A 24,973-nucleotide genomic window follows, 5' to 3' on the forward strand; every position below is an offset into this window, starting at 1 on the left:
TCTTGAAGTAGCTTATTTGATAACTATTTTGAATGAGTGGTTTACTACTAGCGAATGCATGTTTTCAGGGCAGCTATCTGATATTTCATCATGCACTTGAACAAGACCATTGAGACCTGGAGCAAAAAGCTTTATACTCGCATTATTGTACACGAAGAGTGGCGGGGGTACGAATACTCACAGGTACATGATAAATACAACACATTTTTGCATCCGCATAGATCTTGCCGAACCATTGGAAAATCGATGGATTTGTAAGTGGTGTAAAGTGAAAGGTGTTGACAAACGACTCGATCAGTCGGTATAATAATTTTTGTTTGTTTGGAGTGATAGTGATGCAACTATTTTTTCGCAAAGTAGCAACAAGTGACGGTCCCTTTCCTATCCGTGAATCTCTTAATGTGAGTGAATTGGTGGATGATCGTGCTGATGTTACAGCCGTTTCCCCGCTGGAGACCGACTTGGTCGCCGTTAGTCTGGGTCAAGGCTCGATGAGTGTGGAAGGCACGTTGACCGCAGGTCTGGACATGCTTTGCTCCCGCTGTTTGAGCCCGATGCACGAGGATTTGAATATTGAATTTCGTGAACGGTTTAAGCAAACCTCATCTTCAAATGTTGAAGAGGAGGATGAAGATGGCGATTTTATCGCAGTGACGGAGGATTCCTTCGACATTGCACCGTATTGTGAAGAACTGTTTGTACTGCATGTGCCGTTTGCGCCTATATGCAGTGAGGATTGTCAGGGGATCGCGCCAGCGGCCGGACAAGACTGGAGCCTTGGCTCCGACGACAGTAACGATAGTGATACGGAAAAGATTGATCCGCGTCTGGCAGGGCTTAAGGATTTTTTTAAATGAGAATTGAGTTCAATTCTGAAAAAAATCATCATCCGCTTGTGCCGGGAAGTTATTGAACCGATACGTGGATGTTGCAGGCTTGATTCACCGGCTGTAAGATCATTGTCTTTTGGCATTTTCTTTCGGTCTTGAATGAGATAAGAAGTCATACCCGTCATGCGGGGTTGATCTGTTTAAGGAGGTGGGAATAATGGCAGTACCTCAACGGAGAACATCCAAAACTCGTCGCGACAAACGTCGTACTCACTTTAAACTGGAAGTACCAGGTATGGTGAAATGCTCCGAATGCGGCGAATTGAAACTTGCTCACCATGTGTGCAAAGTTTGCGGAACGTACAAAGCTAGAGAGATCATCTCTCAATAATGTCCGATAAGCGGATTCTTTGGAATATTCGCAGAGAAAGTAGCGCTTCACTACAGTGAGGCGCTACTTTTTTTATCAGCATGCTTTCTTTTTGCGTCAGCATGCTATATACTGTTTTAGTACCAGGTTCTAAGAAAGAAGGGCCTAAGGGGTTCCTTTATACATACAAGAAGACAAACCGGCTTGAAGTTTAGCCGTTAGAACGTGAAGTAACCTGAACTGTCGGCTGAACGGCAGTTTACTGTAGGGAAAGGAGGCGTCACTGATATCGAACGTTTGCCGAAGAGACAGAGACAGCAACGGCTGACTCAATTAATTGACGATAATCCGTTCGTGACGGATCAGGAATTGACAAGACAGCTGAAGGTAAGCATTCAGACCATTCGGCTGGACCGGATGGAACTGGGAATCCCAGAATTACGGGAGCGGCTAAAGCTGATGGCTGAGCGCTCCTACGATCAGGTTCGTTCCTTGCCTTTACATGAAGTAATTGGGGACATCGTTGATCTCCAGTTGGATCGAAGTGGTATTTCGATTTTTGAAATCAAAGAGGAACATACTTTTTCACGTACAGGCATTGCGCGAGGACATTATGTGTTTGCACAGGCCAATTCATTGGCCGTTGCCGTAATTAACGATGAGATAGCATTGACCGCTTCAGCGGATATTCGCTTTGTTCGTCCGGTTCATTTGGGTGAAAAATGTATTGCCAAGGCATATGTACGCTCAAATCCAGAACAAAAAGGGAAGGCCAAAGTGGAAGTGTTTGCTTACGTAGGAGAAGAAATGGTATTCCAAGGCAACTTTGTCATTTATCGCTCCACGGAGGAAGAGTATAGCGAAGGAGGAAGTCAGCATGCGGATCGCCATTGATGCCATGGGAGGAGATAATGCTCCTGAGGCGACAGTAGAGGGCGCGTTATCTGCGGCGGCGGAATGGAAGGATACAGACATTACGCTGGTTGGTGACCGGGAACGGATTGAAGCGGTTTTGAACGGGAGGGCGCTGCCGACGAACCTCACCATTCGCCATACGTCCGAAACGATAGATGCGCAGGACGAACCTGTAAAGGCAGTGCGGCGTAAAAAGGATGCCTCCATGGTCGTAGCGGGTCGAATGGTTAGAGAAGGCGAAGCGGATGCCATGATATCCGCAGGTAATACAGGCGCTCTAATGACTACAGGATTGCTAGTGGTTGGAAGAATGGAGGGCATTGAGCGTCCGGCTCTTGCGCCGATGATACCGACGATTGATGATCAAGGTATTCTGGCGCTGGACTTGGGGGCCAATATGGATGCTAAGCCTGAACATCTTGCCCAGTACGCACTGATGGGGAGCTTGTACCGTCAGAAAGTTCACGGAGTGGCTTCTCCAAGGGTAGGTCTGCTGAATGTTGGGACTGAAGCAGGAAAAGGCAATGAACTAACAAAGTTGGCGTATCCTCTTATCGAGCAGTTACCTGTCAATTTTGTGGGGAATGTTGAATCCAGAGATGTGTTAACCGGAAATTGTGATGTACTGGTGTGCGACGGATTCGCCGGAAACATTATGCTAAAATCGCTAGAGGGAACAGCTGGAGCGATATTTTCTCTCCTTAAAGAGCAGTTCACCAAATCCTTAAAGACCAAGCTTGCGGCAGCCTTGATTATGCCTGAACTTCGGGGGCTGAAAGGGAAACTCGATTATAAAGAGCACGGCGGGGCTCCTTTGTTGGGGTTGAGCGGACTCGTCTTAAAAAGTCACGGTTCGTCTGATGGCATTGCCGTCAAAAATGCGGTAAGGCAGGCTCGTACGGCCTTGCAAAACCGGTTGGTGGAAAGTATATCCAAGGAAATCAGCAGGAAGTGAGTGACGATATGAATAAATTACGGCCGGTTGGTGTTATCGGAACAGGGAAATACGTACCTGAGAAAATTCTGACCAATAAAGATTTGGAAGAAATCGTTGAAACAAGTGATGAGTGGATTGTTAGCCGTACAGGGATTCAGGAGCGCCATATTGCTGCTCCTGAACAGGCTACATCTGATTTGGCTTATGAAGCAGCAGTTAAGGCGTTGGAGTCTGCGGGTATGACGGCACAAGATCTGGACCTGATTATAGTAGCTACGGTTACACCAGATATGGCGTTTCCGTCAACTGCTTGCATTCTTCAGGACAAGTTGGGGGCCAAAGGCGCAGCGGCTTTCGATTTGTCTGCTGCATGCTCGGGTTTTGTGTACGGGCTGGCTACCGCAACTAGCTTCATTAAGACAGGTATTTATAACAATGCGTTAATCATTGGTGCAGACTGCCTTTCCCGGATTACAGATTATACTGACCGCAACACCTGCGTGCTTTTCGGAGATGGAGCAGGAGCTGTAGTGATTGGTGAAGTACCTGAAGGTAGAGGATTCCAATCCTTTGATCTGGGGGCTGAAGGCGCTGGAGGCACCTTGCTCAAGTTGGAAGCTGGGGGCTCACGTTTGCCTGCGAGTGCAGACACACTGGAAAATAAACAGCACTATATTTACATGAATGGACGCGAAGTGTTCAAGTTCGCGGTTCGCGTTATGGGAACAGCAACGGTTGATGTGTTGGAAAAAGCTGGGTTGTCCAAGGACGACATCGATCTGTTCGTTCCGCATCAGGCCAATATCCGAATCATCCAATCAGCAATGCAACGTTTGGATTTGCCAGAGGAAAAGGTAGTTATTAATGTTAATAAATATGCAAATACATCCGCAGCATCCATTCCTCTTGCTCTTGTGGAAGCAGCTGAGGAAGGCCGCATGAAGGAAGGCGACCGTATACTAATGGTGGGCTTTGGTGGCGGTTTGACTTGGGGTGCGTCGGTTCTTATCTGGTAATTAAGTGGAAGATTTGATATAATATTGAATTTGTCTGGTGTTTTACAGAAGAAGCATTGGATACAGAGAGGTGCATGCACGATGGGCAAAACGGCATTTATATTTCCCGGTCAGGGTTCACAAGCTGTAGGTATGGCTAAAGATGCTTATGAAGCAGTTCCGGCTGCAACAGAAGTATTCCGTAAAGCGGACGAACGTTTGGGTTTCGCGCTAAGCACACTGATCTTTGAAGGGCCTGACACAGCCTTGAAGCAAACATCCAATACGCAGCCTGCGCTGTTAACGGCGAGTATTGCGTTGTATGAAGCGTTCAAGGAAAAGGGCATCCGCCCTGATTATGTGGCTGGGCACAGTCTAGGAGAGTACAGTGCGCTAGTGGCTTCCGGTGTTCTCACATTTGAGGATGCAGTTGAGACTGTTCGTGCACGTGGTCAGTTTATGGAGCAGGCCATTCCTGATGGACAAGGCGGGATGGCTGCTGTGCTGGGCGCTGATCGTGAAGCATTGGCAGCATTGTGCCGTGATATTACGGAATCTGGTCAACTGGTTGAACTGGCCAACATCAACTGTCCCGGACAGATTGTTGTATCCGGTACACAGGCGGGCGTAGCTGCCGTCGCTGAACGTGTGAAGGAAGCAGGCGGCAAGCGTGCTATTACTTTGGAGGTCAGCGGACCTTTTCACTCGTCATTGATGAAGGAAGCGGCAGATAAGCTCTCCGATAAATTGGAGACTGTGAAATTTGCCGAAGCCCAGATTCCGGTTGTGACCAATGTGACAGCAAAACCTGTACGTGAGGGAAGTGAAATTCGCCAACTGTTGGTGGAACAGGTCTATTCCCCGGTACTATGGGAAGACAGCGTAGCATGGCTGCTGGAACAAGGGGTGGACACCTTTGTTGAGTTCGGACCGGGAAGTGTTTTGACCGGACTGGTTAAAAAGATTGACAAAACGGTTAAGCTGTATAACATGAGTAGCCTGGAGTCGTTTGCTTCTATAACAGAAGCCCTAGAAGCCCGTTAAAAGTATTAATGATTACCTTTACGGGTTAAATACTTGCAAGGGAGGATAATGATGTCTAAGGCATTAAGTGGAAAAATAGCGCTGGTTACGGGAGCATCGCGCGGAATTGGCCGTAGTATCGCACTGGCGCTGGCTGAAGCAGGCGCTAATGTTGCAGTAAACTATGCTGGTAGTGAAGCGGCTGCGACTGAGGTAGCAGAGCTGATTCGTGCCAAAGGTGTGGAAGCTATTACAGTTCAGGCTAATGTGGGACGTGCTGAAGAAGCTGATCAGTTGATCAAGGATGTGGTCGGCGCTTGGGGCAAGATTGATATCCTGGTGAATAATGCTGGCATAACAAGAGATAATTTAATCATGCGGATGAAAGAAGAGGAATTCGATCAGGTGATCGAAACGAATCTCAAGGGTGTGTTTAATTGTCTCAAAGCGGCGACACGTCCAATGATGAAGCAGCGTTCCGGCCGAATTATCAATATCTCTTCCGTTGTTGGTGTACTTGGTAACGCAGGACAAGCCAACTATGTTGCTGCTAAAGCGGGAGTGATTGGACTTACTAAATCCTCTGCTAGAGAGCTTGCCTCAAGAGGAATTACAGTCAACTGTGTGGCTCCTGGATTCATTGACACTGAAATGACGCAGGTGCTGGCTGATGATTTGCGTGACAATATGCTTAGCGGTATTCCGCTGGCCCGTCTTGGACGGCCTGAGGAAATTGCAGATGTGGTGCTATTTTTGGCCTCGGATGCTTCCTCATATATGACGGGCCAGACTTTGCATGTGGATGGCGGCATGTATATGTAGTTCATGTTGCCAATCCGCATGCCCCGATGGAGAGTAGTTAATGAAAACTCTCTTCTATGGCATTTTAATTGTAATTTTCGTATAATACCATAAGGAGGAGGTGAGCCGGATGTCCGATGTATTGGAGCGCGTAAAACGCATTGTCGTTGACCGTTTGGGAGCCGACGAAGCCGAAGTTACACTTGAAGCATCTTTTAAAGATGATTTAGGCGCTGATTCTCTCGATGTAGTTGAATTGGTTATGGAATTGGAAGATGAGTTTGATATGGAAATCTCTGATGAAGATGCAGAGAAAATTACAACTGTAGGTGAAGTTGTGAAGTACATACAATCTCATACCTAATTCATGTCATCAAAAGTCCCGTTCTGTTACAGGCGGGACTTTCTCCTAATTATACAGATTGAACTAAAGACGGAATTGTCGTGTGTTTTTGAATTTGCTTAGTTTCACTTCGTCAACGGCTGAGTATAATGCGGCATTACTAACTTTAGTTGATTCTATATTATTTTTGTACACAAGCGTGTGCGATCTAAAAATACAATTTGCAGTAGACATAGAGGTGATTATCTTTGAAACAACGTGTTGTCATAACAGGAATGGGTGTAATCACTTCGCTGGGACAGGATTTGAACACACTATGGGATAATCTGATGGCTGGTAAATCTGGTATCAGTAAAATCGAAGCTTTCGATACAAGTGAGTACACTACAAAAATAGCCGCTTCCATTAAAGATTTTAATCCAGAGGATTATATCGATCGTAAGGATGCACGCAAAATGGACCGCTTTGTGCAGTTTGCGGTTGCTGCTAGTAAATTGGCACTTGAGGACAGTAAGCTCGTAATCGGAGAGAATGTGGATGCCGAGCGTGTTGGTGTATCTGTCGGTTCTGGCATTGGCGGATTGGGTACTTGGGAAGATCAGCATAATGCATTGATCGAAAAGGGACCTAAACGCGTAAGCCCTTTCTTCATCCCGATGATGATTGCTAATATGGGTTCCGGTCAAGTTTCGATTTCACTCGGAGCTAAGGGCCCCAATACATCGCCAGTTACGGCTTGTGCCACAGGTAGTCATGCCATTGGTGATTCCTTCCGCATGATTCAGCGTGGTGACGCTGACGCTATGATTTGCGGCGGTGCCGAAGCGACGATTCGCCCGATTGGTATTGCTGGATTTTGCTCCATGAGAGCGATGTCCACACGTAACGATGAGCCGGAAAAGGCAAGTCGTCCATTTGACACCGAAAGAGACGGGTTTGTTATGGGCGAAGGCTCTGGTGTTCTGATTCTGGAATCGTTGGATCATGCCTTGAAGCGTGGTGCACATATTTACGGCGAAGTGATTGGCTACGGTCTTTCTGGTGATGCCCATCATATGACAGAGCCGGATCCAGAGGGAGCAGCACGCTGCATTAGAATGGCGATCCGTGATGCTGGGTTGAATCCTGAAGAAATCGATTATATCAATGCACACGGTACATCTACACCGGTTGGTGACAAGTCGGAAACAGAAGCAGTCAAGAAAACGCTTGGAGAGCATGCCTATAAGGTAGCGATCAGCTCAACCAAGTCGATGACAGGGCATCTACTGGGTGCAGCGGGAGGTGTTGAAGCTGTAATCTGTGGTCTTGCGCTTCAACATCAGACGATTCCGCCAACAATTAATTTGGATAATCAAGACCCGGCTTGTGATCTTGATTATGTGCCTAATGAGCCAAGAAAAGCGGAACTGAATGTGGTTATGTCCAATTCCTTTGGTTTTGGCGGTCACAATGCTACGGTTATTCTAAAAAAATATGAAGCGTAAGGGGTCAGTTCGTTGAGTGGAGACTTGAAGCAATTACAGCAGAAACTTCATATTCAATTCAACAATCGGCAGCTTCTGAAGCAGGCCTTTACGCACGCTTCCTACGTAAACGAACATCGGTTCAGTCAGCATGCAGATAATGAGCGTCTGGAATTTCTGGGTGACGCTGTTCTGGAGCTGACGGTGTCCGAGCAATTGTACAATCAGTACCCTAACCGGCCCGAAGGCGAACTAACCAAGTTGCGTGCAGCTATTGTCTGTGAGCCTTCTTTGGTGAAGTTTGCTGTCGGGCTTGAGTTCGGGCAGTATGTACTGCTTGGAAAAGGTGAAGAGCTGACAGGCGGACGTACTCGTCCTGCTCTGTTGGCTGATGTGTTCGAGGCGTTCGTAGGCGCGCTTTATTTGGATCAGGGTCTGGAAGCCGTCCGGTCGTTTCTAGAACGTTATATTTTTCCTCAAATTGTATTAAACGGTAAGCTTCAGATGAGTGATTTCAAAACAGAGCTTCAGGAACTGACACAGCATCATAACATGGGGATGCTTGAATACAAGATTGTCGAGGAACGCGGACCTGCCCATGAACGTGAGTTTGTAGCCGAGGTATATATGGACAGCGAACGGCTGGGGGCAGGTACAGGACGCTCCAAAAAAGAAGCTGAGCAGCAAGCGGCGGCAGTTGCTTTAAACCGTTTGAAGCTGGCGGAATCGTAATCGGTACCTGAGCGGCCCGAACGGGTGACGCAAGCAGAGGACACAAAGTAAGAGCAAAGGGCAGTCCGCGGGGAGTCCCGGCCCGTAATGGCGAATGGACTGCGTTTTGCTCTTTTTTCGTGGCTTTACTGCTATAACGTGAGCGTCGATACTGTGCTTTTTCCACATTAGTCTTATGCTACAATAGGGATAATTCATATCAATCAGGCAATGGTGATGTACAAGCATATTTGAATGTTAGAGGTGAGATTGAGGATGTTTTTAAAGCGCATTGAGCTGGCGGGCTTCAAATCGTTTGCAGATAAAACGGAAATGGAATTTGTCCGCGGCATTACGGCAGTCGTCGGACCCAATGGGAGCGGGAAAAGTAATATTTCCGACGGAATTCGTTGGGTACTGGGCGAACAGAGTGCCAAATCACTGCGTGGCGGCAAGATGGAGGACATTATTTTTGCAGGTAGTGATGCTCGTAAGGCTGTTAATTACGGTGAAGTATCGCTTACGCTGGATAATGAAGATCAGGCGTTGCCTCTGGATTTTGGTGAAGTGACGGTAACGCGACGTGTGCATCGGAGTGGGGATAGTGAATATTTCATTAATCGTCAATCATGCAGACTTCGAGATATTACAGAGCTGTTTATGGATACAGGGATTGGTAAAGAAGCTTATTCGATTATTGGGCAAGGACGTATTGAAGAAATTCTAAGTACCCGATCTGAGGATCGACGGGGGATTTTTGAGGAAGCCTCGGGTATTGTAAAATATAAATCACGTAAAAAAGATGCGGTTCGCAAGCTGGATGAAACAGAGCAAAATTTGCTGCGTATTCACGATTTGGTCAGTGAACTGGAGGAGCAGATTGGACCTCTTAAGGAGCAGTCTGAAAAGGCGATTCATTTTAAAGAGCTGCGCAGTGAATTAAAATCCAAAGAAATTTCGATGTACGTCCATCAAATTGAACAAATCCACACTTCATGGAGCGAAGCGACTTCCAAACTAGCTTTGTTGCAGCAGGAGCAGCTTCAATTGTCTACAGTGGTGTCCCGCCACGATGCAATGCTGGAAAGCGACCGCAATGAATTACGGCAACTGGAAGAGCAAGTAGAACGTCTGCAAAAGGATCTGCTGCAATACAGTGAAGCTACGGAAAAAAGTGAAGGCTACGGTGAATTGCTCAAAGAGCGCACACGCAATTTGGAGGCCAATCGGGAACAATTGATCTTATCCCTCAGCACAAGCGAATCACGGCATTCCGAACGCAAAAGCGAACTGGATCAACTAAATGAAAAGCTGTCAACGCTGAATGTAGAGTTGGACGAGTTGCGTGCGCGACTGTCTGACGAAGAAGCCAAACTGATTGGCGTCACAGGTGGAATCAGCCAGGAGCAAGAGGAGAGCCTTAAGGGTGGTCTGCTGGAGCTGATGAATCAGATGGCGCAGGCGCGTAACGAAATTCGTTATACCGACCAACAGAGGGAAGCGTTGGAACGCCGAGTGAATCGTGTGAGTGATGAATCCGGCAAATGGGAAGCCCAGAAAGCTGAGCTTGAACAGCGAAAAAAAGGATTGGAAGCAGCGATTCAGAAGCTGGGACAGGAAATTAGCAGTTTGCGCAGTGGCTATATTCAGGGAAGTGAACAATACCAGGCCCTGCAAAAACTACTGGAAGAAAACCAGGGTACGGTTCGTAAATGGGAACAAAAACGAGAGGCCCAAATTTCACGACGAGATACAATGAAAGAAATGCAGGATGACTTTGACGGCTTCATGCTCGGAGTTAAAGAGGTGTTAAAGGCTTCACGCAAGGGTACTTTGCACGGTGTGCATGGAGCGGTAGCGGAGCTGATTCGAGTACCTGAGCATTTAGAGCAGGCGATGGAAACCGCTTTGGGCGCTTCAGTTCAGCATATTGTGATGGAAAATGAATCGGTATCCAGACAGGCGATCAGTTTTCTAAAGCAACGTCAACTGGGCAGAGCGACATTCTTGCCTATGGATGTTATCCGTCCGCGTCAGATCGGTGCGGGGGAACGCCAGATTGTGGAAAGCGCAGAAGGCTTTGTCGGGATCGGTGCAGATCTTATTCAGTACGATGATCGATATGCCGGAATCGTAGGCAGTCTCTTGGGGAATGTGGTCATTGCTCGTACGTTGGAAGATGCCAATCGCATTGCGGCCCGTTGCCAATATAGATATCGTGTTGTCACGCTGGAAGGCGATGTTGTCAATGCAGGTGGTTCCATGACTGGGGGGAGCCAGTTCAAGAAAAATGCTAATCTGCTAGGCCGTAAACGTCAGCTGGATCAGTTAGATCAAGACATTCTAGATACGGAACAGCAAATTGCAAGATTGCGTCAGAGTGCAATAGATACCAAACGGCAGTTGGAGGAGACACAGACCCGTCTGGACGAACTGCGCCAGGGTGGCGATGTGAAGCGGACCGAAGAGCAGCAGATGGCAATGGAGCTCAAACAACTCGAGCATGAACTTCGTCATGTACTGGAGCAGGTAGCAGCGTCTGGTCAGGAGAAAAAGGGCTTTGACCAGGAAATCAAGGAGCTGGAAGCTTCCCGTGCAGAAGCACTGGTAAAGTTGGCTGCGCTGGAGGAAGAAGAGAAGAAAACGCATCAGGCCATTCACGCTGCCGAATTTGCGCGTAAAGCGAATGAATCAGCCAAAGAGCAGCTGCAGGGAGAGCTTACGAATCTCAAGGTAAGAGAAGGCAAGCTGGACCAAGAGCGTTTTTCATTGGAAGAGCAGATTCGCAGATTGCGTGGGGATTATGATACCCTTGGTAAGGACTCAAGACAAAACAAGACCTTGCTTGCTTCCATTGAAGCGGATTTGCTCACCAATGAGCAGGAGACCGTGAAACAGATTGAAAATCTCAATCAATACCGTTTGAAAAAGGAAGAAGCTGCAGAGCAATTGGAGTTCAAACGGGCTGCACGTAGCAGCTTATCCAAAAAACTGGAAGCTGCTGAGAATGATACAAAAGAACAGCGAATTCAGCTTAAGTCGGTGGAGGAACTGCTTCGCCAAACAGAAATTGGAGTAAACCGACTTGATGTGGAACTGGAAAATGTTTTGAAAAAATTAAGTGATGATTATGAACTCAGCTATGAGCTGGCCAAGCAGCGTTACCCTATACCGGAAGATATTGAAGGTACGCAGAGTGAGGTGGAAAGGCTCAAGCGCGGGATCTCTGCGCTGGGTGAGGTTAATCTGGGTGCTATTGAGGAATACCAGCGTGTACACGAGCGTTATACGTTTCTGGATGAGCAAAAGTCTGATTTGGTAGAGGCCAAGACAACGCTCTACCAGGTTATTCGTGAAATGGATGATGAAATGTCCAAACGCTTCAAGACCACGTTCGATGCGATTCGTCGCGAATTTGGAACGGTTTTTTCCAAGCTATTCGGAGGCGGACGTGCAGACCTTGTGTTGCTTGATCCAGAACGATTGCTGGAGACGGGTATTGACATTGTAGCTCAGCCTCCAGGCAAAAAACTTCAAAACCTGCAGTTGTTGTCAGGCGGTGAACGGGCTCTAACAGCAATGGCTTTATTATTTGCCATTTTACACGTTAAACCTGTTCCATTCTGTGTACTTGATGAAGTAGAGGCAGCATTAGACGAAGCAAATGTGGTGCGTTTTGCTCAGTATTTACGGGAATTCTCAGAGCAGACACAGTTTATCGTAGTTACACACCGTAAGGGCACCATGGAAGAATCCGATGTGCTGTACGGGGTTACAATGGAAGAAGGCGGGGTTTCTAAACTCGTATCTGTCAAGCTGGACAACGATGAAGCTGAGATTGCCTGACATCAAATAACATACTTTCAGATCAACGGAGGGAATCCATGAGTTTCTTTAGAAAATTGAAGGAAAGCATCGCAAGCAAAACGGAATCGGTCACAAAGCAGTTCAAAGATGGCTTGGAAAAGACACGTAAAGGTTTTGTTGAAAAAGTAACGGACCTGATGATTCGCCGTAAAAAAATTGATGAGGAATTTTATGAGGAACTGGAAGAAATTCTGATCGGAGCGGACGTAGGCGTCAATACGGTTATGAACCTCATTGAAGACTTGCGGGGAGAAGTGAAAAAACGCAAAATCGAGGATGCATCCGAGTTACAGCCTGTACTGTCGGAAAAGCTGTCTGAGTTGCTGCGGGGCAATGACAATAGTCAGCTCAAAATGAATCCAGACGGGATTACAGTCATTCTATTCGTAGGCGTTAATGGAGTCGGCAAAACAACGACCATTGGCAAGTTGGCTCACCGTTTTAAACAAGAGGGCAAAAAAGTATTGTTAGCCGCTGGAGATACGTTCCGAGCGGGCGCGATTGAACAGTTGGAGGTTTGGGGTCAGCGGGCAGGAGTAGAGGTTATCAAACAACAATCTGGTTCTGATCCAGCTGCGGTTATGTTTGATGCCGTACAGGCTGCCAAGCAGCGTCAAGTAGATGTTTTGTTGTGCGATACAGCAGGACGTCTTCAGAATAAAAGCAATCTGATGGAGGAATTGAACAAAATATTCCGCGTTATCCAGCGTGAAATTCCAGACGCACCTCATGAAGTTTTGTTGGTACTTGATGCGACGACTGGACAAAATGCACTTAACCAAGCCAAGCTATTTGGTGAGAAGAGCGGCGTAACCGGTCTGGTACTGACAAAATTGGATGGTACAGCAAAGGGTGGGATTGTTGTGGCCATCCGTCAGGAATTGAATTTGCCTGTTAAGCTGGTAGGCTTAGGTGAAAAAGTGAATGATCTTCAACCGTTTGATTCAGAACAATTCGTTCATGCCTTGTTCGCCGGTTTGATCCAAGAAGAGGCTGTCGAAGCAACTGCTGCTGGCGAGGAAGAGCAGAACTAATCCGTTTGATTAGGCTTGCTTATAAGTACTAAGCAGTGCTCCTGTTGCTGCTTAAGCCCGCCCAACTGTATAATGAAAGCAAAAGGTTTGACGATGCCGGATAAATTCTTGTAAAAAAATATTACTCAGGAAGCCGGGTGAAAAAACGATGGCAAACACCTATACTTATTCCCGACGGGAAGAAGTAGCTAACGCGATTACACATGGTATTGGAGCCGTTTTAAGTGTGGCGGCGCTTGTGCTGCTCATTGTTTTTGCTAGCATGAAAGGAACTGCTTGGCATGTCGTAAGCTTTACAATTTACGGAATTACAATGCTGTTGCTGTATACCAATTCCACGTTGCTTCATAGCCTGCGTGAAGGAAAATTGAAGGATTTGTTCGAAATATTCGATCATTCTTGTATTTACCTGTTCATTGCAGGTAGCTACACCCCTTTTATGCTCGTTGCATTGCGAGGTACTCTGGGATGGACGCTGTTTGGAGTGATTTGGGGGATTGCTTTGTTTGGTGTACTGTTCAAGGCGTTCTTCACCAAACGCTTCCTGTTTATGTCTACTGTGTTTTACATTATAATGGGCTGGCTTATTACCATTGCCTGGAATCCCCTGATGGCCATTGTTCCCGCCGGAGGGATGACGCTATTGTTCGTAGGTGGTCTTATGTATACGCTGGGCACGATTTTTTATGTGTGGCGAGCATTTCCATATCACCATGCGATCTGGCATCTGTTTGTTTTAGCAGGCAGCATACTTCATTTTCTGGCTATTCTGCTGTATCTTACTCCGGTAAGAGTGTGAGTGAGAGGGACAAAAAAGTCGATCTGTTTTCCCGTTTAAGGGTAGCGGATCGGCTTTTTTTTATATGACAAGGGATAACGCTTGACATCTTCTTTTCTTTTATGTATGATAAGGAACGTTGAAAAGAACTGTAAAGTGTTTTTCCTTGACGATGGAGGTATACACGATGAGTCAGGAGAATCGGCTGGAAAAGACAAACCGGATTAACCGACTGTTTGACTTCTATGAACCTCTACTTACAGAGAAGCAACAGATGTTTTTAAAATATTACTTCCATGATGATTTTTCTTTAGGGGAAATTGCATCGGAATTCCAAATTAGCCGTCAGGCAGTCTATGAACATATTAAACGTGCTGAACAGGTATTAGAAATGTATGAGGAAAAGCTTGGATTGCTAAGTAAGCATGAACGTAGACTCCAAGATTTAGAGGAGCTGAATGTGACGCTATATGATGCATTCGGTAAAGTTGGTAAGCCTGATGAGGGGACATTGCAACATGTCCAACAAATTGTAAATCGCCTGCAGGAATTGTAGGATATATAAATGAAGAACTAACAACCCTGGTAGACAAGGAGGTGCGAAAGTATGGCATTTGAAGGATTATCGACTCGCTTGCAAAATGTATTCAGTAAATTGCGCGGCAAAGGAAAGGTGTCTGAGGATGATGTGGCTCAGGCAATGCGTGAAGTGCGATTGGCTTTGCTTGAAGCGGACGTTAACTTCAAGGTTGTAAAGGACTTTATTGCCAAGGTAAAGGAGAAATCCGTTGGTAAGGAAGTGATGGACAGCTTTACGCCAGGTATGGTCATTATCGACATCGTAAACAAGGAATTGACCGAGTTGATGGGTGGAAGTCAGGCCAAGCTTGCCAAAGCAAACAAACCGCCTACAGTCATCATGATGGTGGGTCTCCAGGGCGCAGGTAAGACGACGACATCAGGTAAGCTGGCGAAGTTGCTGCAAAAGCAAAACCATCGTCCATTGCTTGTAGCTGGTGATATTTATAGACCTGCCGCGATCAAGCAGCTTCAGATTCTCGGTGAGCAGATTAATGCACCTGTATTTACATTGGGAGACCAGACAAGCCCGGTGGAAATCGCAAAACAGGGTATGCAGCATGCTAAGGATAATGGTAATGACTACGTTATTATAGATACTGCCGGTCGTCTTCATGTTGATGAAGAACTCATGGAAGAGTTGCGTCAGATCCATACTAATGTCAAACCGGATGAAGTTCTGCTGGTTGTAGATAGCATGACAGGACAGGACGCAGTTAACGTTGCGGAGCACTTTAACAATAGCCTTGAGTTAACGGGAGTTGTACTGACAAAGCTGGATGGCGACACTCGTGGTGGCGCGGCCTTGTCGGTTAAAGCTGTGACGGGATGCCCGATCAAGTTTGCTACATTGGGTGAAAAGCTGGATGCGATGGAGCCGTTTCACCCTGAGCGAATGGCTTCACGGATTTTAGGCATGGGTGACATGCTGTCCCTGATTGAAAAAGCGCAGTCCAATATCGACGCCGATAAGGCGAAGGAAATGGAACGGAAAATGCGCAATGCCGAGTTTACTTTCGAAGATTTTCTGGAGCAAATGGATCAGGTTAAGAAGCTTGGCCCGATCGACCAGATTCTCGATATGATTCCTGGTATGGGCAACATGAAGCAAATGAAAGACATCAAAGTGGATGACAAACAGATGGGCCGGATTGAGGCTATCGTTCATTCGATGACTACACAGGAAAAGCAAAACCCGGACATGATTAATCATAGCCGTCGCAAGCGGATTGCTGTAGGCAGTGGAACATCGCTGGCTGAGGTAAATCGTCTCATTAAGCAATTTGACGAAATGCGCCGTATGATGAAGCAGTTCTCAGATATGATGGGACCTAAGGGTGGCAAAAACAAGGCTCTGAAGCAGCTGAAGAGTATGGGCAAAGGTATGAAGTTTCCTTTCCGTTAAAAGGTCGATAGGCCTTTGGATTTATGGGATAGCAATATACAGTCTACTTTTTGAAGGAGGTGAATTTTCGTGGCAGTTCGTATTCGTCTGAAACGTATGGGTGCACATAAAGCTCCTTTCTATCGCGTCGTGGTATCTGATTCTCGTTCCCCGCGTGACGGTCGTTTTATCGAAGAAATCGGTTACTACAACCCTATTACAGTACCAGCGGTTGTAAAAATTGATGAAGATAAAGCGCTGAAATGGTTGCAAGATGGTGCACAAGCATCCGACACTGTTCGCAACTTGCTTAGCAAAGCGGGCGTGTTGAAAAAGTTTCATGAGCTTAAAACACAGAAATAAGGTGCTGATACGGAGGGTCAACCATGGAAGAATTAGTGATAATCATTGCTAAGGCTTTAGTCGATCATCCGGATGATGTGACCGTGAAGACCTTGGAGAAGGATCGACTTGTAGTGTATGAGCTTAGTGTACATCCTGAGGATGTGGGCAAGATCATTGGCAAGCAGGGACGTATCGCCAAGGCGCTTCGCACTGTGGTTGCATCAGCAGCCGTTAAGATGGATAAACGGGTTACCGTAGACATCATATCTTAAAGATATACGAAAGTGGGTTAGGATGTATGTCCTAACCCTTTTTCGTACATGATGAAGATGATATGGAGCGGAACCGATCACATGCAGGAGGAACACGATGCAGCAAATGTTTAATGTCGGGAAAATTGTGAATACACATGGAATTCGCGGTGAGCTAAAAATATTAACGACAACTGATTTTCTTGAGGATCGTTTTGCCAAAGGCAGCGAGCTAATGATCTTTCCAGCAGATGACAAAGCACCGATTCCCGTAACTGTAGAAACAGCGCGTTTTCAAAAAAATATGGTTATCGTGAAATTTAAGGAATATCACAACATCAATGATGTTGAAAAATATAAAGGTACTTTGTTAAAGGTCTCTGCTGAGCGGCTAGGGGAATTGGAAGAAAACGAGTTCTATTTTCATGAAGTAGTTGGTATGGAAGTAGTAACGGAAGACGGAGCTGAGCTCGGTGTGGTAAAAGAAATTTTGACACCAGGAGCCAATGATGTATGGGTAGTCCAAATGCCTAAAGGTAAGGAACTGCTATTGCCGTATATAGAGGATGTTATTTTGGATGTAAACGTGCGTGAAAAACGGGTTACAGTACGGTTAATGGAAGGTCTGCTGTAATGCGGGTGGATGTACTGACCCTGTTTCCAGAGATGTTTGATGGAGTTTTTAATGCAAGCATTCTGGGAAAAGCAAGGGATAAGGGGATTGTATCACTGCAAGCGGTTAATTTTCGCCAGTATGCTGGTAACAAGCATGGGCAAGTGGATGATACGCCCTATGGTGGTGGGGGCGGCATGGTTTTGAAGCCTGACCCTATTTTTGCTGCCGTGGAGGCGCTGTTGGATAAATCAGAGCAACCAGCATTTGAAACTGCCGTTGAAGGTATTCTACATGAAGATGCCGAACATAACGCAGACATAAAAACTCCGCGTATTATTTTGATGTGTCCACAAGGAGAGACTTTTACGCAAAAAAAAGCGGAAGAGCTGGCCAAAGAGGAGCATCTTATTTTTATATGTGGACATTATGAGGGTTATGATGAGCGTATTCGAGAGCATTTGGTGACGGATGAGCTTTCGATCGGAGATTATGTATTGACTGGTGGCGAGTTGCCAGCCATGGTCGTCATCGATAGTGTGACACGGTTGTTACCAGGAGTGCTAGGTAATGAAACGAGTGCGGTAACAGATTCGTTTAGTACAGGGCTGTTGGAATACCCCCATTATACTCGGCCTGCTGAGTTTCGGGGCTGGAAAGTGCCAGATGTACTCTTATCAGGGCATCATGTCAATATTGGCTCTTGGAGACGACAAGAGGCGTTACGTCGCACGATGGAACGTCGACCGGACTTGCTGGAACAGGCTGAACTGACAAGCAAGGAGCGCGCGTGGATTGAGGAGCAGCACCAATCGGACCGTTCGGGGGACAAGTGATAAAGCACTATTAACATGAGTGGATTTGAAAGCAGGCGGTGACCTGTTTTATAATGAAGTCAATTAAATAATGTTTGGTCAAATCCCTTTTTGTTGTTGCAATGCGGTAACCTCCATGATACAATACATCTGTTGTGTGTAATACGGTGGTCCTCTGTGGATGATGAAGGAAACGGAAGAGTTTCCAGAAGAAACATGAACACCTGTACGGAAGGAGGGAGTCATAGATGAATATCGTCCAAGCGATTACTGAAGAACAACTGCGTAAAGATTTGCCTAACTTTCGTCCTGGTGACACTTTGAAAGTGCACGTGAAAGTTATCGAGGGAACTCGTGAGCGTATCCAGTTGTTTGAAGGTGTAGTAATTAAACGCCGTGGTGGTGGAATCAGTGAGACTTTTACAGTTCGTAAAATTTCTTACGGTGTAGGTGTGGAAAGAACTTTCCCGCTTCATTCCCCAAAAATCGATAAAATCGAAGTGGCTCGCCGTGGTAAAGTGCGTCGTGCGAAGCTTTATTATCTTCGTGAACTGCGCGGTAAAGCAGCGAGAATTAAAGAAATTCGTCGTTAATACAACGAATAACGAAAGGGGCTTGGTTACAAGCTCCTTTCGTTTTTTCTACGTACATAGGGAACTGTGGATTATTGACCGTAAAGAGAGGACAGTGAGCTATGGAACAAGAAGTAGGACAAGGAGCTGTACAGCAGCCAACTGATCAGGATGGTACGCCCAAGCGTAAACCAAAAAATGAGATTTTTGAGTGGCTCAAGGCCATCATTATTGCGTTAGTGCTTGTCTTTTTAATCCGCTGGCTTCTCTTTAAGCCTTTTATTGTGGATGGCCCGTCGATGCAGCCTAACTTTCATACCGGAGAACGCGTCATTGTAAATGAGATTTTGTATGATTTTCGTGCTCCTAAACCGGGTGAAGTAATTGTGTTCCATGTCCCGGAAGAAAAGAGAGACTTCATCAAGCGCGTCATCGCCGTTGCGGGTGATACGGTCAAAGTAGAAGGTGACACGATTACAGTAAATGGTAAGCCGATTCAAGAACCTTATCTCAAGACTTCTTTGGAAGAAGCACATCAAAATGGCGAGCTTTACAACAAGTTTACCAATTTTCCAAATGAGAAATTTAAGGATGGAAAAGTGCCAGAAGGGCATATTTTTGTTATGGGCGATAACCGTTCCAATAGTACAGATAGCCGGATGATTGGATACATTGATTTGAAGGAAGTCGTTGGCCGGGCTGATGTCATTTTTTGGCCGGTGAAAGATATGCAGTGGATTAACCACTAGAAATAACTAATAAGCAGCATAGCTGCCGTAACCCTAACTAGGAGCCTAAGGGTAAATGTAGGGGTTACGCTCAATGGGGTGATGACGGTGACGATTCAATGGTTTCCTGGTCACATGACCAGAGCGCGCCGCCAAATTGAAGCAAAATTAAAGCTGATTGATTTGGTTATTGAGCTGATTGATGCTCGGTTGCCGCTTTCCAGCCGAAATCCGATGATTGATGATATTTTGCAAGGCAAGCCGCGAATGATTATTTTGAACAAGGCAGATTTGGCGGACCCTGTAGTATCACAGCAATGGATTGCCTACTTTAAGGAGCAGGGGCATGTAGCCTTTCCGGTGGATGCCTCGACAGGGACGGGGCTCAAAGAAATTCCGGTTCAGGCCAAGCTGTTACTTAAGGAAAAAATAGACCGGCAGATTTCGAAGGGAATGAATCCGCGTCCTATACGTGCTTTGATTGTCGGAATTCCAAATGTCGGCAAATCGACATTGATCAACCGAATGGCAGGACGTAATATTGCAGCTACAGGCGATCGTCCAGGAGTAACGAAGGCGCAACAGTGGATCAAGACCGGTGAAATTGAGTTGTTGGATACACCAGGTATTTTGTGGCCTAAATTTGAGGATCAGAACGTCGGCTATCGTCTGGCAGTTACAGGCGCGATCAAGGAAGAAATTCTAAATGTAGAGGACATTGCCTTTTTCGCGACAAAATATTTTGTCCAATATTATTGGGATACCATGGCAGAGCGTTTTGAGCTTACCGAACGTCCTGAGGATACAGAAAATCCAGATGATGTTGTGAGCGTTATGGAGGCTATCGGACGTAAACGTGGCTGTATTGTGAGTGGCGGGCGTGTAGATCTCGAAAAGGCGTCAAAAATTATTTTGCGTGAGCTGCGTGCAGGCAAGCTGGGACGATTCAGTTTAGAAGCACCATACTGATAATCCTAGTACACCCGATACAGAAGATTGCATTTTGTGGCAAGGAAGAACCTTCCTCATCTCTCCGGAGAGGAGGAAGGTTTTTTGGTATGTAAAGGTATATAGAAAAGGGTTTTGAACGGTAGAGGTATGTGGTAAGCTGAATTCAATCGCTAGAGCTACGGCATGAGTGAAGCTTAAACTACGTAAAGATGGGCAGGTATTGAATATGGAAGCTAAAGAGAATGCAGTAAAGGACATGCTACACTATGAAAAAAAATGCTGGGAGCAATCTTGTGAGCGGATTGCAGGTATTGACGAGGTGGGGCGTGGATGTCTGTTTGGAGATGTTGTGGCGGCAGCAGTCATTCTGCCAGTAGGTGAGCTATTGGAGGGTGTAGACGATTCCAAAAAATTGACGGACAAGAAAAGAGAAGCCTACTACGAACTGATTATGGAGAAGGCAATCGCTGTAGGAATTGGTCATGTAGACGCGCGGATGATTGATGATATCAATATTAAACAAGCGGCTCGTTTAGCTATGAAAAAGGCTATTGAGGATTTGCATGTGTCTCCCGATTATTTACTTGTGGATGCAGAAAAGGTAGATGTGCCTATTCCCCAGCTATCCATCATTAAGGGGGATGCGAACAGTCAGTCTATTGCAGCAGCTTCTATCATTGCCAAGGTGACCCGTGATCGGCTATGCAAAGGTGAATGGGATGCGAAATATCCGGAATATGGGATTGGTATACATAAAGGTTATGCTACCAAGTTGCATAGAGAACAAATTTTGGCGCTAGGGCCTACAGAAATGCATAGACGCAGCTTTCTGGGCAATTTGTTAACCGAGCAACCGACGTTGTTTGATCTGTAGGTACTTATTATGAATCAGGACAATACCGATATAAAATATATCTAATATTACAGGCCCTTTTGATAGGGGAAGAGCGAGGGGAGGGGCGATATGAACATCGGATCTGTATTCCGTGGATTACTTGGAGATGTGAAGGCGGGAGAGGCGAAAAAACTTGATATGCAGCCAGGCCAGGTCGTAAGAGGAGTCGTATTAAAGGTGTCTGAGGACGGCGACGAGGCAGTGTTGCAAATACAGGGTTCTCAGGTTAGGGCAAAGCTGGAGACCCCTCTTCAACCTGGACAGACTGCAACGTTTCAGGTACAGCCGGCTTCTTCCAGTGGAATGACTGTGCTTAAGCCTCTGAATGATGCTGCCAATATGCCACAGCAAACCGTAGCGCTGACAGATGTATTGGAATCGGCGGGACTGCCGGATACAGCTCAGAACAGAGAGCTTATACAGGCAATGCAAAAGAATGGTGTGCCGTTGACATCTGAAAATGCGGCTTCTTTACAAGAAGCCTTGTCGAAGCAAAGCGGTAATGTGCAATTGGGCACATTTGTACAGGCAGCGGCAGTTGCCTTTCAGCGGGGACTCCCATTAACAGCCGAAAGCATAAATGGATTGCGCCAAACGATGTTTGGGCCTCCTTTAAATGATCTGTTGTCATCGTTGGAGCAAGAACTTGAAGCGGTGTTAAAGCAGCAAGGGCAGGGAACGCCCACTGACCGTTCAGTTGGGGAAGCAACAATAAAAAGCGCTGACCGAACGTCAGTTAGTCCAACAGGCACTTCTTCTGTGATGATTGCAGATGGACAGGAAGGCCAAACTCTTACATTGTCCAAGGAGCCCTCTGGCACTGCCGCTGCAAAACAGGCAGAAACGGGACAACAAGCCACAGGTGGCAAGGAATTGTTAAAAGGGACTCAGGCAGCCAATCTTGCTGCTACAGTGAGCGAAGCGAGTGTTTTGGCTACCGATTCGGATACTCCGGCGGGATCTACTGCATTTGCAGCCAACGGGACTGCCTCAAAAGAGCCGGAAGCAGTTAACGGACGAGGAGCGACAGTGGTATTGGACGCTGGTGCAAATGCGCCTGAATCGGACGCTGCTGACGCATTAAACGGCTCCCGTACTAAAGTGGAGCAACCACAGCAAGCTACTGTGGCAGGTACGCAGCTTAAGGATGCCGATGGTGCTCCAGCTCCGGCCACGGCAGAGCCTGCGGGAGCGAAGTCTGCCTTAAACGTAGTCATGGCAGACCGTCCTTCTGCACAGTCAGCAGCTGGCTCTGCGCCGCCCTCCGCGGCGGGCAACGCTGCTACGCTAGAGGCTCCGATCCAGCGGCTGCGTCTCCTGCTGCAAGAGCTGCGTGCAGCAGTGCCACCCGAACTGAGCACGGCTGCGCCAGATCAGTCCAAGGGAGAGGTAGCGCAGCCAGCGGCTGGCGCTTCGCGTACGGCAGATGCTGCCGCTTCACAGCCTACGACGAGCACGAAGATCAGCCCTATGGAGGATCCGTGGGTAGGCCGCGTGCTGAAGCTACTCGGTGCTGAGCACGAGCAGCAGGTACACCGCTCGACTGCACAGCTCGCGCAAGGGACGGCGGCACGTACGGAGCCGCCCGAGGGAGTGCCGCAGACGCTGCCGGGATTAGCGGCTACGGCAGACGACTCCGTGTCAGCGGCCGCAGACACCGTAAAAGGGGCACTACTCCAGCTAATGAGCAGTGACGACCTGCCGCCTGCTTTGAAAGAGGCGGCACAGCAGGTTGTACAGCACCTGACAGGCCAGCAGCTGCTGCTCAATACAGACCGAACGGCGCCTTTTGCACAAGTGCATATGTTTATACCGTTTATTGGACCGGACGGTCGTGAAACAGCTACAATCCAGATTCAGTCCCGCCGTGGCAAACGCGGAGAACTGGATGCCTCCAACTGTCGACTTTGGTTTGATTTGGACATGAAAGGGCTTGGTCCGACGCTGGTGGATGTGCAGGTTGTAGATCGGATTGTAAGTCTCAAGCTTCATAATGATCAGGATTGGGCGGCTTCGCTGCTAACCAGTGGACGTGAGTCCATTCGCACCGCGCTGGAGTCGCTAGGCTACCAACTTCTAACGTTGCGAACCGAGCCTATGCCCGTAAGGACTGAACAGAGCAGCCCTGCCTCTTCCGAGGTACAAAGCTATGTGCCTCAGCCGTACAAAGGAGTCGATCTTAAAATATGAAAGAGCCCTTGGAACCTCCTTCACCTTCCATGAAGAAGGCGGTCGCCCTTAAATATACGCCCGGTGAGAGCGAAGCGCCGATTGTCGTTGCCAAGGGGAGCGGCCGCATTGCGGACAGTATTTTAGAAAAAGCCAAAGAGCATGGCGTTCCTGTTCAGGAGGATGCTGCGCTGGTTGAAGTACTGTCCAAACTTGATTTGGACGAGCAAATCCCAGCTGAACTCTATCAGTTGGTAGCAGAGGTGCTAACCTATATTTATCAAATGGATCGGCTTGCTCCAAGAGATGACTGGTGATGGGGTATGACATGAAGACGAGAGGCAAGGATCAACGGAAAGCCAAAGGAGCAATGGGAGAAGATGCTGCAGCTTTGTTTTTAGAAACCCTGGGTTATCGTATCCTAGACCGCAATTGGCGATGCCGCAGCGGGGAAATAGATCTGATTGCCAGGCAGGAGCACATACTCGTGTTTATTGAAGTACGTAGCCGAAGTAGCTCCAAATATGGAACACCAGCAGAATCAGTTACTCCGCGTAAAATCACCCAGGTTCGTCAAACAGCCGCAGTATACTTGCATATGAACGGAATTGGAGATGCTCCAATTCGTTTTGATATGATTTCTGTACGATTATCTGATGAAACGGCTGTGGTTACGGACCATTTTATAGATGCATTTTAAAAAAAGAGTAAGAACTTTTACGAAGGTTGGAGCGCAGGACGGAATTCATATGTACAGGTTGACAGAAAGGAAAGCTGCAGGTATATTTTATTGAGAATAGTTATCATTTTCATTCTATAATGAATATCTAGTCGTTGTACCTGTGAAGGAGGATTTACGTGACAAAGCATACCTTTAGTGAACATGTCATAGATGTAATTCAGGAACGCCGGACGATTAAACGATTCAAATCTGACTCTATCCCGGTAGATACGATTAAAGAACTACTGGACGTCGCGGTATGGGCTCCTAATCATAAAATGCGTGAACCGTGGCGCTTTCTGTTGTTTGCTGGTGAGGGACGGAGAAAGCTTGCAGAGGCAATTGCCGCCGATATCGGTAAGGATAACAAGTTTGAAAGTGGGATTTTACACAACCCGATACAGCTTTTAGTGGTGATGGAAGAAGACCCGCGTCAAGCGGTTTGGGATGAAGATTTTGCAGCGGTCAGCGCGCTTGTACAGAACTTTATGCTTGCTGCATGGAGCAAAGGAATCGGAACGTTTTGGGTGACAAAACCATTTCTGTATTCGCCTAAGTTCCGTGATTGCTTGGGAATTCAACCAGGTGAGAAGGTAATTGGAATGATATATGCAGGCTATCCTGATGTTATCCCGGAATCAAGATCCCGTACTCCAGTAGCCGATAAGTTAACCTTGATTGACAAATAATCTGTCGTCAGATAAGCTTAGTTGAGGGTTTGAAATTAGGGTTGAGAGCTAAATTTAGAACATTATATTTTTTTGCAATGAATGAAAATTTGGAAGCACTTTTTTTTCATATAGGCAATGATTCCCCAGAGGAACATTTCAATATGAGAAGAGGTGCTTTTTGATATGTATAAAAAATTACATGGAACGTG

27 protein-coding genes are annotated in these 24,973 nt (G+C 46.8%); all 27 read left to right on the forward strand.

The genetic code is table 11. The features are described 5' to 3' along the window. Positions 1–335 precede the first annotated feature (335 nt). The 27 genes from HFD99_RS12820 to HFD99_RS12950 all read left to right on the forward strand — a co-directional run bounded on the left by HFD99_RS12820 (position 336) and on the right by HFD99_RS12950 (position 24,782). Positions 336–857, forward strand: coding sequence for a YceD family protein (locus tag HFD99_RS12820; RefSeq protein ID WP_017427905.1), 522 nt, complete (start codon positions 336–338; stop codon positions 855–857). 190 nt (positions 858–1,047) lie between these two features. Beyond that, positions 1,048–1,221, forward strand: coding sequence for a 50S ribosomal protein L32 (gene rpmF, locus HFD99_RS12825; protein WP_013370634.1), 174 nt, complete (start codon positions 1,048–1,050; stop codon positions 1,219–1,221). A 276-nt stretch (positions 1,222–1,497) separates the two neighbouring features. Next, the gene (gene fapR, locus HFD99_RS12830) at positions 1,498–2,094 is read left to right on the forward strand and encodes a transcription factor FapR (protein ID WP_014599659.1); all 597 of its coding nucleotides are present in this window, start codon (positions 1,498–1,500) and stop codon (positions 2,092–2,094) included. Next, a complete protein-coding gene (gene plsX / locus HFD99_RS12835) occupies positions 2,078–3,070 on the forward strand; it encodes a phosphate acyltransferase PlsX (RefSeq protein WP_017427906.1) in 993 nt (330 codons plus the stop codon). Before fapR ends, plsX begins: the two co-directional genes overlap by 17 nt. Before the next feature lie 8 nt (positions 3,071–3,078). Then, positions 3,079–4,068: a beta-ketoacyl-ACP synthase III gene (locus tag HFD99_RS12840; RefSeq protein WP_017427907.1), complete on the forward strand. Its 990-nt coding sequence runs from the start codon at positions 3,079–3,081 to the stop codon at positions 4,066–4,068. An 81-nt stretch (positions 4,069–4,149) separates the two neighbouring features. Beyond that, entirely contained in the window at positions 4,150–5,091 is a 942-nt protein-coding gene (fabD, locus tag HFD99_RS12845; RefSeq protein ID WP_016819271.1) for an ACP S-malonyltransferase, read from the forward strand. 51 nt (positions 5,092–5,142) lie between these two features. Continuing rightward, positions 5,143–5,892: a 3-oxoacyl-[acyl-carrier-protein] reductase gene (gene fabG, locus HFD99_RS12850; protein WP_039277108.1), complete on the forward strand. Its 750-nt coding sequence runs from the start codon at positions 5,143–5,145 to the stop codon at positions 5,890–5,892. A gap of 109 nt (positions 5,893–6,001) precedes the next feature. Further along, on the forward strand, positions 6,002–6,235 hold the full coding sequence (locus HFD99_RS12855) for an acyl carrier protein (RefSeq protein WP_007429985.1): 234 nt from the start codon (positions 6,002–6,004) through the stop codon (positions 6,233–6,235). A 227-nt stretch (positions 6,236–6,462) separates the two neighbouring features. Further along, positions 6,463–7,701 carry a beta-ketoacyl-ACP synthase II gene (fabF, locus tag HFD99_RS12860; RefSeq protein WP_123797099.1) on the forward strand — a complete coding sequence of 413 codons (1,239 nt, stop codon included), beginning with the start codon at positions 6,463–6,465 and terminating at the stop codon, positions 7,699–7,701. Positions 7,702–7,713: 12 nt separating this feature from the next. Continuing rightward, positions 7,714–8,412, forward strand: a complete 699-nt coding sequence (rnc, locus tag HFD99_RS12865; protein ID WP_013309856.1) for a ribonuclease III — start codon at positions 7,714–7,716, stop codon at positions 8,410–8,412. Positions 8,413–8,667: 255 nt separating this feature from the next. Continuing rightward, positions 8,668–12,237 carry a chromosome segregation protein SMC gene (smc, locus tag HFD99_RS12870; RefSeq protein ID WP_123797101.1) on the forward strand — a complete coding sequence of 1,190 codons (3,570 nt, stop codon included), beginning with the start codon at positions 8,668–8,670 and terminating at the stop codon, positions 12,235–12,237. A gap of 38 nt (positions 12,238–12,275) precedes the next feature. Then, a complete protein-coding gene (gene ftsY / locus HFD99_RS12875; protein ID WP_039277112.1) occupies positions 12,276–13,292 on the forward strand; it encodes a signal recognition particle-docking protein FtsY in 1,017 nt (338 codons plus the stop codon). Between the two features lie 148 nt (positions 13,293–13,440). After that, positions 13,441–14,091, forward strand: coding sequence for a PAQR family membrane homeostasis protein TrhA (trhA, locus tag HFD99_RS12880; protein WP_016819276.1), 651 nt, complete (start codon positions 13,441–13,443; stop codon positions 14,089–14,091). Between the two features lie 166 nt (positions 14,092–14,257). Further along, positions 14,258–14,626 carry a YlxM family DNA-binding protein gene (gene ylxM / locus HFD99_RS12885; protein WP_016819277.1) on the forward strand — a complete coding sequence of 123 codons (369 nt, stop codon included), beginning with the start codon at positions 14,258–14,260 and terminating at the stop codon, positions 14,624–14,626. A gap of 51 nt (positions 14,627–14,677) precedes the next feature. After that, entirely contained in the window at positions 14,678–16,054 is a 1,377-nt protein-coding gene (gene ffh / locus HFD99_RS12890) for a signal recognition particle protein (protein ID WP_017427912.1), read from the forward strand. 69 nt (positions 16,055–16,123) lie between these two features. Beyond that, complete coding sequence (gene rpsP, locus HFD99_RS12895) at positions 16,124–16,396, forward strand: 30S ribosomal protein S16 (RefSeq protein ID WP_013370647.1); 273 nt, start codon at positions 16,124–16,126, stop codon at positions 16,394–16,396. A 23-nt stretch (positions 16,397–16,419) separates the two neighbouring features. After that, the gene (locus tag HFD99_RS12900) at positions 16,420–16,650 is read left to right on the forward strand and encodes a KH domain-containing protein (RefSeq protein ID WP_013370648.1); all 231 of its coding nucleotides are present in this window, start codon (positions 16,420–16,422) and stop codon (positions 16,648–16,650) included. A 97-nt stretch (positions 16,651–16,747) separates the two neighbouring features. Next, positions 16,748–17,263, forward strand: a complete 516-nt coding sequence (gene rimM / locus HFD99_RS12905) for a ribosome maturation factor RimM (RefSeq protein WP_016819279.1) — start codon at positions 16,748–16,750, stop codon at positions 17,261–17,263. Continuing rightward, positions 17,263–18,078 carry a tRNA (guanosine(37)-N1)-methyltransferase TrmD gene (trmD, locus tag HFD99_RS12910; protein ID WP_039277115.1) on the forward strand — a complete coding sequence of 272 codons (816 nt, stop codon included), beginning with the start codon at positions 17,263–17,265 and terminating at the stop codon, positions 18,076–18,078. The genes rimM and trmD overlap by 1 nt, the downstream gene beginning before the upstream one ends. Before the next feature lie 227 nt (positions 18,079–18,305). Further along, on the forward strand, positions 18,306–18,650 hold the full coding sequence (rplS, locus tag HFD99_RS12915) for a 50S ribosomal protein L19 (protein ID WP_007429998.1): 345 nt from the start codon (positions 18,306–18,308) through the stop codon (positions 18,648–18,650). Between the two features lie 101 nt (positions 18,651–18,751). Further along, positions 18,752–19,378: a signal peptidase I gene (gene lepB, locus HFD99_RS12920; RefSeq protein ID WP_016819281.1), complete on the forward strand. Its 627-nt coding sequence runs from the start codon at positions 18,752–18,754 to the stop codon at positions 19,376–19,378. Positions 19,379–19,465: 87 nt separating this feature from the next. After that, on the forward strand, positions 19,466–20,326 hold the full coding sequence (gene ylqF / locus HFD99_RS12925) for a ribosome biogenesis GTPase YlqF (protein ID WP_026065473.1): 861 nt from the start codon (positions 19,466–19,468) through the stop codon (positions 20,324–20,326). 208 nt (positions 20,327–20,534) lie between these two features. Next, complete coding sequence (locus HFD99_RS12930; protein ID WP_123797131.1) at positions 20,535–21,182, forward strand: ribonuclease HII; 648 nt, start codon at positions 20,535–20,537, stop codon at positions 21,180–21,182. 90 nt (positions 21,183–21,272) lie between these two features. Further along, positions 21,273–23,393, forward strand: a complete 2,121-nt coding sequence (locus HFD99_RS12935) for a DNA ligase (RefSeq protein WP_025364642.1) — start codon at positions 21,273–21,275, stop codon at positions 23,391–23,393. Beyond that, positions 23,390–23,689, forward strand: coding sequence for an EscU/YscU/HrcU family type III secretion system export apparatus switch protein (locus HFD99_RS12940; protein WP_016819285.1), 300 nt, complete (start codon positions 23,390–23,392; stop codon positions 23,687–23,689). The genes HFD99_RS12935 and HFD99_RS12940 overlap by 4 nt, the downstream gene beginning before the upstream one ends. After that, entirely contained in the window at positions 23,689–24,072 is a 384-nt protein-coding gene (locus HFD99_RS12945) for a YraN family protein (RefSeq protein ID WP_016819286.1), read from the forward strand. The genes HFD99_RS12940 and HFD99_RS12945 overlap by 1 nt, the downstream gene beginning before the upstream one ends. A 158-nt stretch (positions 24,073–24,230) precedes the next feature. Continuing rightward, the gene (locus tag HFD99_RS12950) at positions 24,231–24,782 is read left to right on the forward strand and encodes a nitroreductase family protein (protein ID WP_031463315.1); all 552 of its coding nucleotides are present in this window, start codon (positions 24,231–24,233) and stop codon (positions 24,780–24,782) included. Positions 24,783–24,973: the final 191 nt, after the last annotated feature.

Source organism: Paenibacillus sp. EKM301P (assembly GCF_011800295.1).
Lineage (GTDB): Bacteria > Bacillota > Bacilli > Paenibacillales > Paenibacillaceae > Paenibacillus > Paenibacillus polymyxa.